This window comes from Streptomyces sp. NBC_00122 (genome assembly GCF_045160845.1).
Classification (GTDB): domain Bacteria; phylum Actinomycetota; class Actinomycetes; order Streptomycetales; family Streptomycetaceae; genus Streptomyces.
The window spans coordinates 2,971,694-2,990,547 of sequence record NZ_CP108191.1 but is presented as its reverse complement, the minus strand read 5'-3'; the positions used below and the strand labels follow the sequence as shown (position 1 = coordinate 2,990,547).

The 18,854-nt window shown below is 70.9% G+C and carries 19 protein-coding genes and 1 tRNA gene; 15 read left to right on the top strand and 5 right to left on the bottom strand.

Annotated elements, in window-relative coordinates:
* Positions 1–102: 102 nt before the first annotated feature.
* From OG737_RS14115 to OG737_RS14105, 3 genes are all read right to left on the bottom strand, one after another.
* The gene (locus OG737_RS14115) at positions 103–1,077 is read right to left on the bottom strand and encodes a DUF5926 family protein (RefSeq protein WP_328926521.1); all 975 of its coding nucleotides are present in this window, start codon (positions 1,075–1,077) and stop codon (positions 103–105) included.
* 189 nt (positions 1,078–1,266) lie between these two features.
* On the bottom strand, positions 1,267–1,782 hold the full coding sequence (locus tag OG737_RS14110) for an ATP-binding protein (protein WP_405921582.1): 516 nt from the start codon (positions 1,780–1,782) through the stop codon (positions 1,267–1,269).
* Between the two features lie 171 nt (positions 1,783–1,953).
* Positions 1,954–2,754 (bottom strand): glycerophosphodiester phosphodiesterase, encoded by an 801-nt coding sequence (locus tag OG737_RS14105; RefSeq protein WP_328926520.1) that lies wholly within the window; start codon positions 2,752–2,754, stop codon positions 1,954–1,956.
* Positions 2,755–2,981: 227 nt separating this feature from the next.
* Between OG737_RS14105 and OG737_RS14100 the strand changes: the two genes are divergently transcribed.
* The 6 genes from OG737_RS14100 (at position 2,982) to OG737_RS14075 (ending at position 8,649) form a co-directional block, all read left to right on the top strand.
* Positions 2,982–4,544, top strand: coding sequence for a S1C family serine protease (locus tag OG737_RS14100; protein ID WP_405679496.1), 1,563 nt, complete (start codon positions 2,982–2,984; stop codon positions 4,542–4,544).
* 183 nt (positions 4,545–4,727) lie between these two features.
* The gene (locus tag OG737_RS14095; protein ID WP_328926518.1) at positions 4,728–5,633 is read left to right on the top strand and encodes a LysR substrate-binding domain-containing protein; all 906 of its coding nucleotides are present in this window, start codon (positions 4,728–4,730) and stop codon (positions 5,631–5,633) included.
* A gap of 79 nt (positions 5,634–5,712) precedes the next feature.
* The gene (locus OG737_RS14090) at positions 5,713–6,261 is read left to right on the top strand and encodes a cysteine dioxygenase family protein (protein WP_328926517.1); all 549 of its coding nucleotides are present in this window, start codon (positions 5,713–5,715) and stop codon (positions 6,259–6,261) included.
* On the top strand, positions 6,261–7,307 hold the full coding sequence (locus OG737_RS14085) for a putative sulfate exporter family transporter (RefSeq protein ID WP_328926516.1): 1,047 nt from the start codon (positions 6,261–6,263) through the stop codon (positions 7,305–7,307). The genes OG737_RS14090 and OG737_RS14085 overlap by 1 nt, the downstream gene beginning before the upstream one ends.
* 241 nt (positions 7,308–7,548) lie before the next feature.
* Positions 7,549–8,511 (top strand): trypsin-like serine peptidase, encoded by a 963-nt coding sequence (locus OG737_RS14080; RefSeq protein WP_405921581.1) that lies wholly within the window; start codon positions 7,549–7,551, stop codon positions 8,509–8,511.
* Positions 8,512–8,561: 50 nt separating this feature from the next.
* Positions 8,562–8,649: transfer RNA gene (locus OG737_RS14075), tRNA-Ser, on the top strand.
* On the opposite strand, the gene OG737_RS14070 is transcribed toward OG737_RS14075, so the two are convergent.
* Positions 8,628–9,029, bottom strand: coding sequence for a hypothetical protein (locus OG737_RS14070; protein WP_405679499.1), 402 nt, complete (start codon positions 9,027–9,029; stop codon positions 8,628–8,630). The genes OG737_RS14075 and OG737_RS14070 overlap by 22 nt on opposite strands.
* 526 nt (positions 9,030–9,555) lie before the next feature.
* On the opposite strand from OG737_RS14070, the gene OG737_RS14065 reads away from it, so the two are divergent.
* The 9 genes from OG737_RS14065 to OG737_RS14025 all read left to right on the top strand — a co-directional run bounded on the left by OG737_RS14065 (position 9,556) and on the right by OG737_RS14025 (position 18,277).
* The gene (locus tag OG737_RS14065) at positions 9,556–10,029 is read left to right on the top strand and encodes a DUF6344 domain-containing protein (protein ID WP_405679501.1); all 474 of its coding nucleotides are present in this window, start codon (positions 9,556–9,558) and stop codon (positions 10,027–10,029) included.
* Between the two features lie 540 nt (positions 10,030–10,569).
* Complete coding sequence (locus OG737_RS14060) at positions 10,570–10,881, top strand: hypothetical protein (RefSeq protein ID WP_328926512.1); 312 nt, start codon at positions 10,570–10,572, stop codon at positions 10,879–10,881.
* Between the two features lie 195 nt (positions 10,882–11,076).
* Positions 11,077–12,282 carry an acyl-CoA dehydrogenase family protein gene (locus OG737_RS14055; RefSeq protein ID WP_328926511.1) on the top strand — a complete coding sequence of 402 codons (1,206 nt, stop codon included), beginning with the start codon at positions 11,077–11,079 and terminating at the stop codon, positions 12,280–12,282.
* A complete protein-coding gene (locus tag OG737_RS14050; protein ID WP_405679504.1) occupies positions 12,279–13,205 on the top strand; it encodes a bifunctional MaoC family dehydratase N-terminal/OB-fold nucleic acid binding domain-containing protein in 927 nt (308 codons plus the stop codon). The genes OG737_RS14055 and OG737_RS14050 overlap by 4 nt, the downstream gene beginning before the upstream one ends.
* Positions 13,205–14,242, top strand: coding sequence for an acyl-CoA dehydrogenase family protein (locus tag OG737_RS14045; protein ID WP_328926509.1), 1,038 nt, complete (start codon positions 13,205–13,207; stop codon positions 14,240–14,242). Before OG737_RS14050 ends, OG737_RS14045 begins: the two co-directional genes overlap by 1 nt.
* Before the next feature lie 15 nt (positions 14,243–14,257).
* Positions 14,258–14,641 (top strand): MaoC family dehydratase, encoded by a 384-nt coding sequence (locus OG737_RS14040; RefSeq protein WP_328930343.1) that lies wholly within the window; start codon positions 14,258–14,260, stop codon positions 14,639–14,641.
* The gene (locus tag OG737_RS14035; protein WP_405679506.1) at positions 14,638–15,804 is read left to right on the top strand and encodes a lipid-transfer protein; all 1,167 of its coding nucleotides are present in this window, start codon (positions 14,638–14,640) and stop codon (positions 15,802–15,804) included. The genes OG737_RS14040 and OG737_RS14035 overlap by 4 nt, the downstream gene beginning before the upstream one ends.
* 136 nt (positions 15,805–15,940) lie before the next feature.
* Complete coding sequence (locus tag OG737_RS14030) at positions 15,941–16,474, top strand: SigE family RNA polymerase sigma factor (RefSeq protein ID WP_328926507.1); 534 nt, start codon at positions 15,941–15,943, stop codon at positions 16,472–16,474.
* A 153-nt stretch (positions 16,475–16,627) separates the two neighbouring features.
* On the top strand, positions 16,628–18,277 hold the full coding sequence (locus OG737_RS14025) for a long-chain fatty acid--CoA ligase (RefSeq protein WP_405921580.1): 1,650 nt from the start codon (positions 16,628–16,630) through the stop codon (positions 18,275–18,277).
* Here the strand turns inward: OG737_RS14025 and OG737_RS14020 are convergent.
* Positions 18,274–18,849: an antibiotic biosynthesis monooxygenase gene (locus OG737_RS14020; RefSeq protein WP_328926505.1), complete on the bottom strand. Its 576-nt coding sequence runs from the start codon at positions 18,847–18,849 to the stop codon at positions 18,274–18,276. The two genes, OG737_RS14025 and OG737_RS14020, sit on opposite strands and share 4 nt — an antisense overlap.
* Positions 18,850–18,854 lie beyond the last annotated feature (5 nt).

The window sequence follows — 18,854 nt, the reverse complement described above, 5'->3', positions numbered from 1 at the left end:
GATCGCCTGTACGCAAATTCGATCTCTGATATTCAGACACCGATTTGCAGACGATTAGCGGGAGTTGTGACTCCCGTCACCGGACCTGCGCGTGAGTGGGGGTCAGCTGAGCGTGACCTGGCGGTTGGTGAGCCCGCCGCGCGCCCGGCGCTCCTCCGTGGTCAGCGGTGCGTCCGAGGCCAGGGCTGTTGCCAGCCGCTCGGCGAACTCCGCCGCGGGCTTCTCGACGTCGTCCGCCGTGACCCCGGTGGGCAGGTCCCAGACCGGGACCATCAGGCCGTGGGCACGGAAGGAGCCGACCAGTCGGGTGCCCTCGCCGAGCGAGGACGTGCCGGCCGCGTGCAGCCGCGCGAGGGCGTCGAGCAGCTTCTCCTCGGGGTGCGGCATGACCCAGCGCAGGTGGTTCTTCTCCGGGGTCTCGCACCAGTAGGCCGAGTCGACACCGGCCAGCTTGACGGTGGGAATGGCGGCGGCGTTGGCGCGCTCCAGCGAGGCGGCGATCTCCGGGGAGGCGCTCTGGGCGCTCTCCGATTCCGGAATCCAGAATTCGAAGCCGCTGTGCACAACCGGCTCGAAACCGCCGTCGGCGTCCAGGAGATCCTGAAGCCGCGGTCCCTCGGCCGGAACCCGGCGGGCCGCGATCGGAGTACCGGGCTCCGCTGCGAGCGCCCGCTCCAGGGTGTCGGCCATGTCGCGGCCGAGGTCCCCGGTGGAGGAGTCGTTCTGCAGGCCGAGCAGGACGGAACCGTCCTCGCGGCGCAGCGCCGGCCAGGCCATGGGGAGCACGGTGACCAGCGTGACGGAGGGGACGCCCTCGGGCAGGCCGCCCTTGAGGGTCAGCGGAACGGTGGCCGCGGGGACCAGTTCGCGCAGCGCGACCCAGTCGCATTCACCCGGCAGGCCCTCGAAGGGGCGCTGCACGTGCTCGGTGACGGCGTGTGCGGCGGCTGCGCCGTGACAGGCCTTGTAGCGGCGCCCCGATCCGCAGGGGCAGGGTTCGCGGGCGCCCACCACCGGGATCTCACCGTTGTTGAGCTGCGGCTTTGCAGTCTTGGCTGTGGGGCGCTTCTTGGCCATCGTGGGTGTCTCCCGGTTGCGGCGGTACGGCGTCGTGTCTGGGCGCGAGCCTAGCCGTTCGTACCGCCGGAACCGGTGGGGTGCGGCCGGGAGCACGGTCGGCGTGCGCTCCCGGGCGGCCGCCTGTGCGGATGACCGGTATTACTGGGATGACCGATGTGATGACCGCCGAGATCGTGGATCCCGGTTTCACGGATCCAGATCGTCGAAGGCCGTACTGAAGTCGATCGCCGGGGGCGCAACGCGCGTAGCGAAATCGTCGTGCCGGGGCCCACAGGCAACGATCACCCACACCGTGACCTCACCCGCCGCTCCGTCCCGGACACCCCAGTCCTGGGCCAAGGCGCTGATGATGTTCAGCCCCCGTCCACCGCGCGCGGTGACCGAGGGCGTGGAAGGAACAGGGCGAGTGGGCCCGCCCCCGTCCGTGACCTCGACCGTCAGTCGCCCCGCTGTGTCGACGCGCCATGCGGCGCGTATCTCCCCGTCCCCGATTTCCCGCGTGCCCAGTGGCCTGCCGTGTCGGCAAGCGTTGCTGAGCAGTTCGGAAAGGATCAGTACGGCATCGTCCACGACCGATTCGGACAACCCGCTGATACGCAACTGCTCGCGCATCCGCTGTCGTGCCTCGCCCACGCCCGCAGGACCATGGCGTACATCCATGTACGACGACGTGGGCACTTCCTGTGCCACCACCAACGCCACCCCCGGAACCTCCTTAGCCCCACGCATGGTCTGGATGCCCCAATGGCCTGGACCGGAAACCGCCCATGCGGAGCCCTCTGACGCATTCACGCCGAACGAATGCGGATCGGATGCGCCGGGGCACACCCTGTCACCAGTGGGGTGGGAGGGGGTGGTGCGTAAAACGGGACATCAGCGCCCGAGTTGGGACAGAACCTGGCGTGGTCTGTTCGTAATGATCGCTTCTACACCTAGATCAGCGCACAGCTGAACGTCTTCCGACTCGTTCACCGTCCACACGTGTACGGAATGACCGGCGTCCTGGAGCTTGCGGATGAATCCGGGGTGGTTGCGCACGATGCGCATCCCAGGCCCGGCGATCTTCACCCCGGCGGGCAGCCGGCCGTCGCGCATCCGGGGCGAGACGAACTGCATCAGGTACACGGTCGGGATCGTCGGGGCGGCCGCCCGCACCCGGTGCAGGGAGCGTGCGGAGAAGCTCATGACCCGCACCGGGTGCGGGCCCTCGGCGGGCGGGGCGTCCAGGCCGAACCGCTTGAGGAGGAACAGGAGGCGCTCCTCCACCTGTCCGGCCCAGCGGGTCGGGTGCTTCGTCTCGATCGCGAGCTGCACCGGCCGTCCGGCGTCGGCGACCAGCTCCAGCAGGCGCTCCAGGGTGAGGACGGAGGTGAGCTCGGGGTCCGCGTCCCAGTCGGGGGACTCTTCTCGGTCCTTCCAGGAGCCGAAGTCGAGGGCGGCGAGATCGGCCAGCTCAAGGGCGGAGACCGCGCCGCGCCCGTTGGAGGTGCGGTTCACCCGACGGTCGTGGACCAGGACCAGATGGCCGTCGGCGGTGAGCCGGACATCGCATTCGAGCGCGTCGGCGCCGTCCTCGATGGCCCGGCGGTAGGCGGCCAGGGTGTGCTCGGGGGCATCCTCCGAGGCGCCGCGGTGGGCGACGACCTGGATGGGGCGCGGCGTTGCGTGGGTCACTGGGTCATGGTGCCACCGACAGGCCGCCCGGCGTCGGGATCGGGTACTGGGGATGCGTTTGAAATGTCGGATATAAAGAATGGGGGGAGATGCACAGGTCCGGCTTACAGTGCTCTGACGGGTCATGGGAAAGGCTTTGCCCAGGAACTTGTGCGGCACGTCGAACGTTCAGTCGGACCGATATCGCCAGAGATTTCTGAAGCCGTGTGTGACGAGGAGAGAGCGCTGTGAGCACCGAGAACGAGGGCACCGCGGCCCCGACACCCCCCGCGGCCCCGTCTGCACCCCCTGCTCAGGCCTCCGAGACGCAGGTTTCCGGACCGGCGCCCGTGTCGGCTCCGCAGCCGGCGGACGCGCCTGCCGCCGCGGCTCCGGCCGTGCCCCAGGGCGCCCCGGAACCGGAGGCCGTCGAGCCGGTGACCCAGCAGCTGCCGCCGACGCCCGCGCCCGGCACCGAGCCGACCCAGCAGATCCCGCCCACTCCGGCGCCTATGCCTGCCCCCGCGGCCCCGGCCTACGGTCAGACGCCGGCGCAGCCGCACGCCCCGGCCGCCCACGGAGCCGAGGGCTGGCCGCCCCCGCCGCCCACGGTGCCCGCGTACGGTGCGGGCGGTGGGCACGGCGGCGCCTGGGGCGTTCCCCTGGGCGCGGACGGCACCCCGCCGGCCAAGCCGAAGGGCAAGGGCGGCCTGATCGCGGCCGTGCTCGTGGCGGCCCTCCTGGCGGGCGGCATCGGCGGCGGCGTCGGCTACTGGGCCGCGGACCGCAGCGAGAACGGCACCGGCTCGACCACGATCAGCGCGGGCAACACGCCGAAGGAGCTCAAGCGGGAAGCCGGGTCCATCGCGGGCCTGGCCGCCGGCGCGCTGCCCAGCGTGGTCACCATCGAGGCCTCGGCCGGCGACGGCGAGGGCGGAACCGGCACCGGGTTCGTCTACGACCAGCAGGGCCACATCCTCACCAACAACCACGTCGTGGCCTCCGCCGCGAACGGTGGCAAGCTCACCGCCACCTTCTCCGACGGCAAGAAGTACGACGCCGAGGTGATGGGCCGGGCCCAGGGCTACGACGTCGCCGTCCTCAAGCTGAAGAACCCGCCGCCCGGCCTCAAGCCGCTGCCGCTCGGTGACTCCGAGAAGGTCGCGGTCGGTGACGCCACCATCGCGATCGGCGCCCCGTTCGGCCTGTCCAACACGGTCACCACGGGCATCGTCAGCGCGAAGAACCGCCCGGTCGCCTCGGGCGACGGCTCCGGCAGCAAGAACTCGTACATGAGCGCGCTCCAGACGGACGCCTCGATCAACCCGGGCAACTCCGGCGGCCCGCTCCTCGACGGGCGCGGCGCGGTCATCGGCATCAACTCGGCGATCCAGTCGGCGGGCAACGGCGGCTTCGGCGGCGGCCAGGCCGGTTCGATCGGCCTCGGCTTCGCCATCCCGATCAACCAGGCCAAGAACGTCGCCGAGTCGCTGATCAAGACGGGCAAGCCGGTCTACCCGGTGATCTCGGTCTCCGTGGACCTCCAGGCCAAGGCCGAGGGCGCCAAGATCTCCGAGCAGGGCGCACCCGCCAACGACCTGGTCGACCCGAACGGCCCGGCCGGCAAGGCGGGCCTCAAGCCCGGTGACATCATCACCGAGTTCGGCGGCAAGCCGGTCGACAGCGGCCCGAGCCTCATCAGCATGATCTGGACCTACAAGCCGGGCGACACGGTCAAGCTGACCTATCTGCGCAGCGGCAAGCCGACCACGGTCGACATCACCCTCGGCTCGCGGGTCGGGGACAAGTAGTCGGGACGAGCAGTCGGGACGAGCAGTCGGGACGAGCAGTCGGGACGAGGCGCCGGGACGAGTGGTCGGGACAGGAACCGGGGACAAGTGACGGCCGCGCGGCCGGAATCAGTGGCTTGAGGCCGAGGGGTCGTGGCGAAATACCGCCTACGGCCCCTCCCAACGTCCGCTTATGCTTCAAGGGTGTTCGATTCCCGGCACATCCGGACGTTCCATGCGGTAGTCGCCGCCGGCTCCTACTCGGCGGCCGCCCGAGTGCTGGGCTACACCCAGCCCGCCATCACGCAGCAGATGAAGGCGCTCGAACGCGCCGTGGGAACCCCGCTGTTCACCCGCGTGGGCCGCAAGATGCAGCTCACCGAGGCCGGGGAATCCCTCTCCCGGCACGCCGAGACGATCCTCGGCAGCCTCTCCGCCGCCGAGGCCCAGCTGAAGGCGTACGCGCGCCTGCGCACGGGCCGGGTCCGCCTGTGCGGCTTTCCCAGCGCCAACGCCACCCTCGTCGCGGAAGCCCTGAGCGGTCTGGCCAAGGAGCACCCCGGCGTGCAGGTGGAACTGCTGGAGGGGGAGCCTCCGGAGTCGATGCGCCGGCTGGAGCGCGGGGGGTGCGACATCACCCTGGCCTTCACCTATCCCGGGCTGCACGAGGAGGTCCCGGAGGAGGTGACCGAGGTCAGGCTGCTGGAGGACCAGCTGACGGTGCTGCTCCCGACCGGGCACCCACTGGCCCGGCGCCGCGCCGTTCACCTCGCCGACCTCGCCGAGGAGCGCTGGATAGCGGGCTGCCCGCGCTGCCGGGCCAACCTGCTGCACGAGTGCGCGGAGCTGGGCTTCGTGCCGGACATCCGCTTCGCCACCGACGACAACCTGGTGGTGCAGAGCCTGGTCGCACAGGGGCTGGGCGTGGCGATGATGCCCGCGCTGGTGCTTCCCTCGCTCTCCCTGAGCCGGGTTTGCGGGCGGGCACTCCAGCCCGCCGCGCGCCGGCACATCGCCGCCTACGTCTACCGGGACCACCTGCGCATCCCGGCGACCGCCGTGGTGCTCGACGCGCTGAAGCGGGTGGCGGCAAACCGGGTCGGCTGCTGACCAATCCATAAGCGGTACTTGGGATTTCAGGTCAAAACTGTCGTTGGACGTGATGGATCGGCGGCAGCACGCTGCAGATATGACCACCACCACGCCGGCCCGTACGACCGCGAGGATGGCCGCCCTCGTCAGTGAGATCCGCAGGGTCGTGGACCGAGGTCTGGCTCCCGACCTGACCGCGTACCTGGTGGGCGAACGCCTCGCCCCGCACCTGGGTGCCCCCGACCTGCTGACCCCGGAACAGCAGGAAGGCGACCCGGAGCGGTACCGGCAGCACATCCTGCACGCCGAGTCGGACGGCAGTTTCTCCGTGGTGGCGCTGGTCTGGCTGCCGGGCCAGGAGACCTGCATCCACGACCACGTGTCGTGGTGTGTGGCCGGGGTGCACCAGGGCGAGGAGAGCGAACGCCGCTACCGGCTCTCACCCGGAGCCGACGCCGCCCGGCTGGTGGCCACCGAGGACGTCGTCAACGGCCAGGGGGAGGTCTGCGGATTCGCCCCGCCCGGTGACATCCACAAGGTGCGCAACTCCTGTCGCACGAAGGCGATATCCCTGCACGTGTATGGGGCCGACGTGTCCCGGCTGGGGACCAGCATCCGTCGCGTCTACACGCTTCCCGTCGACTGATGGCCCTCCTCCACCGCCCTCAGGGTGTGGCGGCCCCGCGTGTTTCACGTGAAACATCCACTCCCTGGCCGGGGTTGGCGGCAGCCGCGGGCGGAGCGTTGGCGGCTTGGTGCATCCATCGGGCGGTGCCGGCCGTACCCATGCTGACCGCGTCGGTGGTGCTCGGCATCGCAGCGGCGCACCTTCCCGGCCTACGGACTTTCGTACGCGGCAGTGCACGCCCCGGCCTGTCCTTGGCGGGCCGGCGGCTGATGCGGATCGGTATCGTCCTGCTGGGCCTCGGCCTGGGGCTGGACCAGGTCCTCCGGCTCGGCTGGGTGACGGTGGCCATGGTGGCCGGGGTGGTCGCGGCCACGTTCTTCGGGACCTTCTGGCTGGGCCGCCGCCTCGGACTCCCGGGCGACCAGCCGTTGTTGATCGCCACCGGGTACTCGATCTGCGGGGCCTCGGCGATCGGCGCGGTGAGCGAGGTGTCCGGCAGCGACGAGGAGGACGTGGCCGCCTCGGTGGCGCTGGTGACCCTGTGCGGGACCCTCGCCATCGCGGTACTCCCCCTTCTGCAAGGGCCCTTGGGGCTCTCTGACCCTGCCTTCGGGCGGTGGGTCGGCGCGAGCGTCCACGACGTCGGCCAGGTGGTGGCCACCGCGCAGTCGGCCGGACCCGGCGCGCTCGGCGAGGCGGTTCTGGTCAAGCTGATGCGGGTGGCCCTGCTCGCCCCGCTGGTCGCGGCCGTGGCCTTCGCCGTACGGGCCCGGCGGCGCGGGGTACGCACGGCCTCGGGCCGCCGTCCGGCCCCGGTGCCGCTGTTCGTGGCCGGGTTCCTGGCCGCGGCGGCTCTGCGCGCCACGGGAGCACTTCCGGACGTGGCACTGGAGTGGGCACACACGGTGCAGGAGGCCCTGCTCGCGGCCGCCCTGTTCGGTCTGGGGAGCGCGGTGCACCTGCCGACGCTGGCCCGGACGGGCGGGCGGGCCGCGGCGCTCGGGCTCGGAGCCTGGGTGGTGGTCGCCGGGGTCTCGTACGTGGGCGTGCTGCTCACCGTATGACGCCTTGACGGAAGGGAGTTGGCCAATTCGTGGCCGGAACCGACCGAACGTTCTGACTGCCCGCTGACAATGACGCGCGGCCGTGCCACTCTGCCCGGCAAGCCGCACGGCGCGCACAGCACACACGGCACGGCGCACACAGCGCAGCGCACATGGCACAGCCGATCCGCACCGACCGTTCTTCACCCCCACCCTGCCCTGGTCCGACCGACAGGACCGGGCACGGCAGAAGGAGTCATGCGTGAATCGTCATCGCACCGCCGCATCCGTCCTCTTATCGGCAGGCGCCCTGATCGCGGGCGTCCTGACAGCGGCCACTCCCTCGATCGCGGCGGACGCTCCCGTGTCCTTCCGGCAGCAGCACGTCCAGGGCTTCTGGACCGCCGAGCGCATGAGGAGCGCCACCCCGCTCGACGTCACGGCGGCCCCCGGCGTGGCCCGGACGCCGGTCGCGACCTCGGCCGCGCCCACCAGCGTTCCGCCTACGGCGTCCTCGTCGTCCCTGGCGGCCTCACCCACGTCCTTCCCGCAGGCGGGCGGCGCCTGGACGGGTTCCGGCGCGGTCGTGAAGACCTCGGGCCGGGTCTTCTTCACCATGGGGGACCGGACCGCCTCCTGTTCCGGTGACTCGATCACCAGCGCCAACGGCAGCACGGTCATCACGGCCGGCCACTGCGTGAAGTACCAGGGCGCCTGGCACGCCAACTGGGTGTTCGTCCCCGCCTACAACAACGGCAGCGCGCCCTACGGCCAGTGGTCGGCCACGAAGACCTTCGCCACCGGCCAGTGGGCGGCCAGCGAGGACATGAACATGGACGTGGGCCTCGCCGTCGTCGCCCCGCTGAACGGGCAGACCCTCAGCCAGGCTGTCGGAGCCCAGGGCATCCTCTTCAACGGTGGATACAGCAAGAAGATGTACTCCTTCGGCTTCCCGGCGGCGGCCCCGTACGACGGCACCAAGCTCGTCTACTGCAGCGGCAACAGCGGCAAGGACTTCCTGTTGACCAAGGACCACAGCCTGGCTTGCAACATGACCGGTGGCTCCAGCGGCGGGCCCTGGTTCCAGGACTTCAACGAGGCCACCGGCCTCGGCACCCAGGTCTCGGTGAACAGCTTCGGCTACAACTTCCTGCCGAACCGGATGTACGGCCCGTACTTCGGCAACGAAGCCAAGGCGGCCTACGACAAGGCTCAGACCGCCTGACCCGTACCTTCCCCCGCCATCCCCACCTGGCCGGTACTCTGTACCGGCCAGGTGGGTTGCCCGAGCGGCCTAAGGGAACGGTCTTGAAAACCGTCGTGGCGCGAGTCACCGTGGGTTCAAATCCCACACCCACCGCCAGGCAGGGCCAAGGCCCAGCTCAGAAGGGGTGCCACCGATCCGGTGGCACCCCTTCTGTTTCGAACGACCTGACGCTTTCCCGCGCGAGCAGCATGGATTCCCACTCGGCCGCGCGCCGTGACGGGCGGAGTCAGCTCGAACCAGACGACCAGGCGTACGCCCTCGTCGCCGTGCAGGCCGGTCAGAGTGCGCATCACCGACCAGACGGCACCCCAGTCGCTGTCGGGCACGACGTCCTTCCGTCGGAGGCGGCCGATGCGGAAGAGGCGATCGCCGTCGGGCCACTCGGTGCGCTCGGGGTAGGTGCGGCCCGCGCGGTAGAGAGCGTGGGGGTCAGTGAGGCCCGCGAGATCGGCAAAGCGGTCGAGGGTGTCGCGCACGCCGAACAGGCAACCGAGGGCGGCGTAGGAGCGCCCGTTGTAGAGATGAGTGAGGTCGATGGCCCCGTGCCAGCTGCGGTCTTCCTCGTCCAGCCGGCGATCGCAGCGGCACTCGATGAACCCGTGGATGTCCGTTCCCGTGTCCGGAAGTGTTCTCCGTCGAGGTAAGGCGTGCGACGGGATTTTCCGCTTGCCTGCATGCCCCGAGCGTGCTTGGCGGAGTGCCCACGCCGGGGCTTGTCCCCCAGAGGTAGCCCGGGTTCCGGCGATCAGCGTCGTCGAAGGGCTTTCCGCAGGTCAGCGAGGTGAGCGCGCTGCAACGACCGCCTCGCAGGGCGGCAGCGGCGCAGGCCGCAAGGGGTGTTCCCATCTGCGGACACCCCTTCTCCGTTGGCGGTCCTTGGGCCTTCCGGGTGGTGTTTGTCGGAAGATCGGCGCGGGTCGTGGGGGCGGTGCGGTTGCGGCCACATCATGACGAATGTATTCAGATCCGCCCGTCGGAACATCCTGAAACGAGGCACCCGTCATGGCTCACCGCAGCATCCTCCTGTCGATCTGGACTTCCGTCCTCGCCGCGCTCGTGGCGGTCCTCTCCTCCCTCGGTCTCGCCGGTAAGGCCGCTCCGGCCGCCGCCTCTGCCGCGGCCCCCGCCGGCCCGGCCGCCGTGGTGCGTCGCCCGGCCTTCACGGCCCGGCGGACCTGGCGGGCGATGATGCGGGGAGGTTCGCTCCCGCCGACCATCAAGCAGCGGATCCGCGCCGAGGCGCACGGCAAGACCCCGTCCGTCCGCCGGTCCACCACCGCCGCGGCCATGGGCGCCGGTCAGGGAACCACTGACCAGGCCCTGACCCTTGTCGGATCCGCGGCCCGATCCACGGCCGGATCCCAGGTCGCTGCCACGACGGGAGCCACCACCGGAGGCACGACCGCAGCCGCGACCGGAGTCCTCGCCGCAGCCTCCGCCGGAGCCGCCCGGGACGGGCTCGCGCTCGCCGCCTAGGCCCGTACCGCAGTCGCAGGACCCGGTTTCGCCGGCGCACGCGCCGCCACCGGACAGAAACACGTACGCGAGCAGGACCAGGAGTGGGAAGAGGCGCTGGAGCCCGGTCATGCGTGACCGCGGATCGCGCCGCGTGCCTCCGGAGCGGGGCGCGGATGAATTGCCCCGGCGGGCGCCGGGGCGCGCAGGGGGCGCAAAGCTTGGCATTGCAGGGCCGCAGGCCCGGGAGACGGTGGGGTTCCCCGGACGGCGCGGCCCCTTTCGGCATGTCCGGGTCACGGCAATCCGGTGAAACGGTTCATCGTCGGTGAGGCAGGAGTTTCAGAGGGTTCTGGGTGTCTGACCTGGGGCTCAGGGGGCGTGATTGGGGTTTATCCCAGGTTGGTCATGCTTGCGGGGGAATCGTTCGGTCAGGGGTGGTTCGCCGGGAATTCGGTGGGCAACCCTGGTGTCGCGACGTCGTCACCACACGGAAGGACAGAGGCGGTCGGCCAACTGCCTCGGAGCGATTCCCACTTCGGTTTTCTGGAGGATTCAGACATGGCAAGCATCCGTACCGCCCGCGTCATCGCCGCAGTCGCCGCGCTGCCCCTCGCCGTCGCCTTCTTCGGCGGGGCGGCATCGGCCGACAACGGCGCCTTCGCGAACGACGGATCGAATGCGAGCGTCGCCAGCGTCATCGGCAGCGGCGTTGGGGGCGACAACCAAGGCAACTCCTCCACGTCGCAGCAGGTGGCGACCGGCTCCGGCGCCTCCAACCAGAACAACAACGCGCAGGTCAACGGCTCGGCCCTCACCGCGATCGACCAGTCCAACGCGAACGTGGCGGTCAACTTCCACCCCTGGTGGTAGTGGAGGCCTGAGCTGCTCCGACTGTTGAGGGCGCCTGTGCGACCGGACCGGCTGGGGTCCGGTAGCGCAGGCGCCCTCGCGCATGCCCGGGCCCGATCCGCGTCGTCGTCCTCCGCCACCCGACCTTGACACCGCGGGTGAATCTGACGGACAGTCAGGTCCGACTCGATGATGCGATGCCGGGAGGCCAGCGCCGTGCACCTCGCCCCGACCGAAGGTCAGTTGCGGCTGCGCGCCGAACTGCGGGAGTACTTCCAGGAACTCATGCCGGACGGTCTCCCCGAGGACCCGGCCCGCCAGCGCGAACTGCTGCGCCGCATCGGCGCGGACGACCTGCTCGGCCTCGGCTGGCCCGTCGAGTACGGCGGCCAAGGCCGTGGCCCCGACGAGCAGTTCGTCTTCTTCGACGAGGCGTACCGGGCCGGAGCCCCCGTCTCCATGGTCACGCTCAACACCGTCGGTCCGACCTTGATGAAGTACGGGACCCAGGAGCAGAAGGACTACTTCCTGCCCCGGATCCTCAAGGGCGACATCATCTTCGCCATCGGCTACTCCGAGCCCGAGGCCGGTACCGACCTCGCCTCGCTGCGCACGCGCGCCGTCCGACAGCGCGACGAAGGGGGCGAGGGCGGAAACAGCAGCGAGGGCGGCGACAACGGGGAGGGCGGCGACTGGCTGATCGACGGGCAGAAGATCTTCACCTCCAACGCCCAGAACGCGGACTGGATCTGGCTCGCCTGCCGCACCGACCCGCAGGCCCCCAAGCACAAGGGCATCTCGATCATCCTGGTGCCCACCGACGCCGCCGGTTTCTCCTGGACCCCGATCGACACCGTCGGAGGGCTCACCACCACGGCGACGTACTACGACTCCGTCCGCGTGCCGGCCGGCAACCTCGTCGGCCCCGAGCACGGCGGCTGGGGCCTGATCACCAACCAGCTCAATCACGAGCGCGTGGCCCTCGCCGCCATCGGCATGCAGGCCGAGGACTTCTACGAAGCCGCCCTCGCCCACGCCCGCACCTGCGACCCGGTCACCGGCGACCGCCCCGCTGACCTGCCCTGGGTGCGGTCCCGGCTCGCGGAGGCCCACGCCAGGCTGGCCGCCGTACGCCTCCTGAACTGGCGCCTCGTCCAGGACGTGGGCGGCGGCACCCTGGCCCCCGGAGATGCCAGCGGCGTCAAGTTCCTCGGCACCGAATCCACCGTCGAGGTGTACCGGATGTGCCAGGAGGTGGTGGGCGAGGAGGCCCTGATCCGGGGGCCCGCGGCCTTCGCGGACGGCGAGCTGGAGCGGATGAACCGGGCCGCGCAGATCAACACCTTCGGCGGTGGGGTCAGCGAGGTCCAGCGGGAGATCGTCGCCATGATGCGGCTCGGCATGAAGGGGAGGAAGCGATGACGGCGTACGCAACCGGCACAGCCGAGGAAGCGGCCCGTTTCCACGAGCTGCTCACGTCATTCGAGGGGCAGCCCGCCGCGACCGCCGGCCGGGGCAAGGACGCGGTCAACGAGCCGATGATCCGCCACTGGTGCGAGGCGATGGGCGATGCGAACCCCGCCTACAGCGGTCCGGACGCTATCGCCCCGCCCACCATGCTCCAGGCCTGGACGATGGGCGGTCTCTCCGGCCACACCGACCGGTCGTCCGCCTACGACGAGCTGTTCGCGCTCCTCGACGGCGCGGGCTGTACCTCCGTGGTCGCAACCGACTGCGAGCAGGAGTACCTGCGCCCGCTGCGGCCCGGCGACGCCGTCACCTTCGACGCCGTCATCGAGTCCGTCTCCCCGCGCAAGACGACCAAGCTGGGCACCGGCCACTTCGTGACCACCCGCACGGACGTCCGCGTGGACGGCGAGCTCGCCGGCACCCACCGCTTCCGGATCCTCAAGTACGCGCCCGCGGCCCGACGGGACAAACCCACCGTCCGGCGGCCCCGTCCCGTGGTCAACCGCGACAACCAGGGCTTCTGGGACGGGGTCCGGGACCACAGGTTGCTGATCCAGCGCTGCACATCCTGCGCCACCCTCCGCTTCCCGTGGCTGCCCGGCTGCAATGCCTGCTCCTCGCCCGACTGGGACACGGTCGAGGCGTCGGGCGCCGGCACGGTGTTCAGCTACGTCGTCATGCACCACCCGCCTTTCCCGGCCTTCGACCCTCCATACGCGGTCGCGCTCGTCGAGCTCGCGGAGGGCGTCCGGATGATCAGCAACATCACCGGCGTCCCCTACGACAAGGTGCGCATAGGCCTGCCCGTCCAGCTGGAGTTCCTGCGCGTCGACGACGACCTCGAACTCCCCGTCTTCCGCGGGAACGAGGGCTGATGGACTTCCACCCCACCGAGGAGCAGGCCGCCGCGGCCGGCCTCGCCGCCCAGATCTTCGGCGACCTCGCCACCCACGAACGCCTGGCCGCCGCGGGCACCGGCAGCGACGCCGAGCTGTGGAAGGCTCTCGCCACCTCCGGACTGATCGCCGCCGTCCACGACATCGGCCTGCTCGGCCTGGTCCTGCTGCTGGAAGAACAGGGCCGCACCACCGCACAGGTCCCCTACGCCGCCACCTGCGCGTACGGCGTGCTCCCCCTGGCCGCGCACGGCAGCGACGAGCAGCGCGCCCGCCTGCTGCCCGCACTCGGCACCGGCGAGGCGGTGGCCACCGGGGTCTTCCCGGCCCGCGGCCGGATCACCGCCGAGCACGGCCGGCTCACCGGCATCGCCCCCGCGGTGCCCTGGCTGCGCGAGGCCACACACGTACTGGTCCCGGACGCGGACCGCGTGCTGTGGCTCGTACGGACGGACGCGCCGGGCGTACGGACCTCCCCGGTGGAGACCACCGCCCCCTGGTCGGCGGGCCGGCTGACGCTGACCGGAGCCGAGGCCGAACGCGTCGGGGCCGCCGGAGCCCACCAGGACGCCTACGAGGACACGCTCGCCGCCGCCCGCACCGCCTTCGCCGGGCTCCAGGCGGGCGTCTGCGCAGGCTCGCTCGCCCGGGCCGTGGAGTACACGTCCACCCGCGAGCAGTTCGGCCGGCCGCTCTCCACCAACCAGGGGGTCATGCTGCGCGCGGCCGACGCCTACATGGACACCGAGGCGATCCGGGTGACGGCGTACGAGGCGGCCTGGCGCATCGACCAGGGACTCGCGGCGCGAGAACACGCGCTGACGGCGGCCTGGTGGGCCTCGGAGGCGGGCAAGCGGGTCGTGCACGCGGGCCAGCACCTGCACGGCGGCATGGGAGCCGATCTGGACCATCCCGTGCACCGGCACTTCCTGTGGGGGCGCCAGCTGGACGCGTATCTGGGCTGCGGCAGCGAGCTGCTGGCCGAACTGGGCGCCGTACTGGCGCAGGAGGGCTGAGTCATGGTCGGCGCGTTGAGAGTCGGCGAGGAGCTCCCGCCGCTGGAGATACCGGTGACCCGCACCCTGATCGTCGCGGGCGCGATCGCCTCCCGCGACTACCAGGACGTGCACCACGACGCCTCGCTCGCGCGGGAGAAGGGCTCCCCGGACATCTTCATGAACATCCTCACCACGAACGGCCTGGTGGGCCGGTACATCACGGATCACCTCGGGCCGCAGGCCGTCCTGCGCAAGGTGGCCATCCGCCTCGGCGCCCCCAACTACCCGGGCGACACGATGACCCTGACCGGCACCGTCGCCGCGGTGGCCGGCAACACCGTCGAGATCCGTGTCGTCGGCGCGAACGGGGTCGGCCACCACGTCACGGGGACGGTCACCGCGGAGGTGCCGGCATGAGCGTCCGCACCCGGGACGAGCTCGGTGGCCGCGCCGCCATCGTCGGCATCGGAGCGACCGAGTTCTCCAAGGACTCCGGCCGCAGCGAGCTCAAGCTTGCCGTCGAGGCCGTGCACGCCGCTCTCGACGACGGCGGGCTCACCCCCGCCGACGTCGACGGCATGGTCACCTTCACGATGGACACCAGCCCCGAGATCACCGTCGCCCAGGCGGCCGGCATCGGGGACCTGTCCTTCTTCTCCCGCATCCATTACGGCGGCGGCGCGGCTTGCGCCACCGTCCAGCAGGCCGCCCTCGCCGTCGCCACCGGGGTCGCGGAGGTCGTGGTCTGCTACCGCGCCTTCAACGAGCGCTCCGGGCGCCGCTTCGGCTCCGGAGTCCAGCAGCGGGAGCCCTCGGCGGAGGGCGCGGCGCTCGGCTGGTCGCTGCCCTGGGGGCTGCTGACACCCGCCTCCTGGGTGGCCATGACCGCCCAGCGCTACCTGCACACGTACAACCTCACCCCCGAGGCGTTCGGACACGTCGCGGTCACCGACCGCCGGAACGCCGCGAACAACCCGGCCGCGTACTTCCACGGCAAGCCCATCACGCTCGCCGACCATGCCGCCTCGCGCTGGATCGTGGAACCGCTGCGGCTGCTGGACTGCTGCCAGGAGACCGACGGCGGTCAGGCCCTCGTCGTCACCACGGCCGAGCGGGCACGCGACCTGAGGCACGCGCCCGCCGTGATCGCCGCTGCCGCGCAGGGCGCCGGCCGGCGCCAGGAGGGCATGACCTCCTTCTACCGGGACGACCTCACCGGGCTGCCGGAGATGGACGTGGTCGCGCGCCAGTTGTGGCGGACCAGCGGGCTGCGGCCCTCGGACATCGACGTCGGCATCCTCTACGACCACTTCACCCCCTTCGTGCTCATGCAGCTGGAGGAGTTCGGCTTCTGCGGGCCCGGCGAGGCCGCCGAGTTCGTGGCCGCGGACGCACTGCCGCTGAACACTCATGGCGGCCAGCTCGGGGAGGCGTACCTGCACGGCATGAACGGCATCGCGGAGGCCGTCCGTCAGCTGCGCGGAACCTCCGTCAACCAGGCCGCGGGGGCCGAGCACGTACTCGTCACAGCGGGCACCGGGGTGCCGACGTCCGGGCTGATCCTCGGCGCCGACGGCTGAGATCCCGTAAGCCGCCGGGTTCCGCCTCCTCCACCTTCAGGAGGTGGAGCCCGTCCCGGCCCTACAACCTGAGGTGGACCCCCCTTCGGCACTTGCGGCCGATCCCAGGAGGAGCGTGCGCTCCTAGCGTGGAGCCATGACCACGCCTGTGTGCACGCTCGCCTCGAACCCGACGCCGTACCCGTCGTTCTCGGCGTACGTCAGGACCCGCGGCACGGTCCTCATGCGCACTGCGCGCTCCCTGACCGCCAACCCGTGCGACGCCGAGGACCTGCTCCAGACGGCCCTCGCGAAGACGTACATGGCCTGGGACCGCATCGAGGACCACCGGGCCCTCGACGGCTACGTCCGGCGGGCCCTGGTCAACACCCGCACCTCCCAGTGGCGCAAGCGCAAGGTCGACGAGTTCGCCTGCGACGAGCTCCCGGAGAGCGAGGAGTACCCCGCCGCCGACCCCGCGGAGGCGCAGGCCCTGCGCGACGCGATGTGGCGTGCGGTGACCCGGCTGCCCGACCGGCAGCGAGCCATGGTCGTCCTGCGGTACTACGAGGACCTCAGCGAGGCGCAGACCGCCGAACTGCTGGGGGTCTCGATCGGCACGGTCAAGAGCGCCGTCTCCCGCGCGCTGGTCAAGCTTCGCGAGGACCCGGAGCTCACTCCCGTCAGGTGAGCCGGAAGGTGTTTCACGTGAAACCAGACGATGTTTCACGTGAAACACCGCCCAGGTTTCTACCCCCGGGTAGTGACATGCCGACCGGTACGTGCGCAGAATCTGCTGCATCCGTAGCCGCCGCAGCGCCGCAGCGCTCACCGGGAGGACGCTTTGCTGAGCACCATGCAGGACGTACCGCTCCTCGTCACCCGCATACTCCGACACGGGATGACCATCCACGGGAAGTCCCAGGTCACGACCTGGACCGGGGAGGCCGAGCCGCACCGCCGCAGCTTCGCCGAGATCGGTATCCGCGCCACCCGCCTCGCGAACGCCTTGCGCGACGAGCTCGGTGTCCAACAGGACGACCGGGTCGCCACGCTCATGTGGAACAACGCCGAGCACGTCGAGGCGTACTTCGCGATCCCCTCCATGGGCGCGGTCCTGCACACGCTGAACCTGAGGCTCCCTCCCGAGCAGCTGGTCTTCATCGTCAACCACGCCGCCGACCGGGTGGTCCTGGTCAACGGCACGCTCCTGCCCCTGCTGGCGCCGCTGCTGCCGCACCTGCCGACCATCGAGCACGTCGTGGTCTCCGGCATCGGCGACCGCTCCGCGCTCGACGGCCTCGACGTGCGCGTGCACGAGTACGAAGAGCTCCTCGCGGGCCGTCCCGACAGCTACGACTGGCCCGAGCTGGACGAGCGCCAGGCCGCCGCCATGTGCTACACCTCCGGCACCACCGGGGACCCCAAGGGCGTCGTCTACTCCCACCGCTCGATCTACCTGCACTCCATGCAGGTCAACATGGCCGAGTCGATGGGACTGACCGACAGGGACACCTCCCTCGTCGTGGTCCCGCAGTTCCACGTGAACGCCTGGGGGCTGCCGCACGCCACCTTCATGACCGGCATCAACATGCTGATGCCGGACCGCTTCCTGCAGCCCGGCCCGCTCGCGGAGATGATCGAGCGGGAGAAGCCCTCGCACGCCGCGGCCGTTCCCACCATCTGGCAGGGGCTGCTGGCCGAGGTCACCGCCAACCCGCGCGACCTGAGTTCGATGAAGCACGTCACCATCGGAGGCTCGGCCTGTCCGCCCTCCCTGATGGAGGCCTACGACAGGCTCGGCGTCCGCGTCTGCCACGCCTGGGGCATGACCGAGACCTCCCCGCTGGGCACGATGGCGCACCCGCCGGCCGGCCTGAGCGCCGAGGAGGAGTGGCCCTACCGGCTCACCCAGGGCCGCTTCCCGGCCGGCGTCGAGGCCCGCCTGGTCGGCCCCGGCGGTGACCACCTGCCCTGGGACGGCGAGTCGGCGGGCGAACTGGAGGTGCGTGGCAACTGGATCGCGGGCGCCTACTACGGCGGCGCGTCCGGCGAACCCTTCCGCCCCGAGGACAAGTTCAGCGCGGACGGCTGGCTCAAGACCGGGGACGTCGGCGTCATCAGTCCCGACGGCTACCTCACCCTCACCGACCGCGCCAAGGACGTCATCAAGTCCGGCGGCGAGTGGATCTCCAGCGTGGAGCTGGAGAACGCGCTGATGGCGCACCCCGAGGTCGCCGAGGCAGCGGTCGTCGCCGTCCCCGACGACAAGTGGGGCGAGCGCCCGCTGGCCACCGTGGTCCTCAAGGAAGGCGCGGCCGTGGACTACGCGGGACTGCGCGTGTTCCTCGGCCAGTCGATAGCCAAGTGGCAGCTGCCGGAGCGCTGGACGGTCCTCAAGGAGGTGCCGAAGACCAGCGTCGGCAAGTTCGACAAGAAGGTGATCCGCAAGCAGTACGCGGACGGCGCGCTGGACGTCACGAAGCTCGACTAGCCGCGCGTGAGCCATGGCCGCAGCAGCTTGCTGACGGTGGGCATGGCCACGTAGGTCATCAGGGTGCTGAAGACGACGGCGAAGGCCGCCGTCCGCACCACGAAGTGCAGATCCACCAGGTACGGCCCGAGCACCGCGTTGCCGATCAGCGAGATCGGGAAGATGGCCAGCCCCGAGCTGATCGCCATCTTCCACCGCGGCGGCGCGGGCCGGGTCGTACCCGGCTTGGCGAACCACGTCTCCATGCCGTGCAGTTCCCGGCGGGCTATCTCCGTGTGGTGGTGGCCGAGGCAGTTGGAGAACCACTGGGCCCGCTCCGCGGAGTCCTGCCAGCGCTGGAACGCCGCCTGGTTGCGGAAGCGGTGCACCAGGAACCACGGCCCGCCCTCGACCGCCGGGCGGAAGAGCCCGTATCCGAGGTGGTCCGGGAAGCTCGCCGCCGTCTCCAGGATCCCGTGGGCCCAGGCCTCGAACGTCTCCTCGTGCCCCGGCTCCACCTGTCGCGCGATCAGCAGGTTCACCTCCCCGTTGTCGGCGGGGACGGTCTGCTCGGTGGTGTTGATGGTGGCCATCGGGC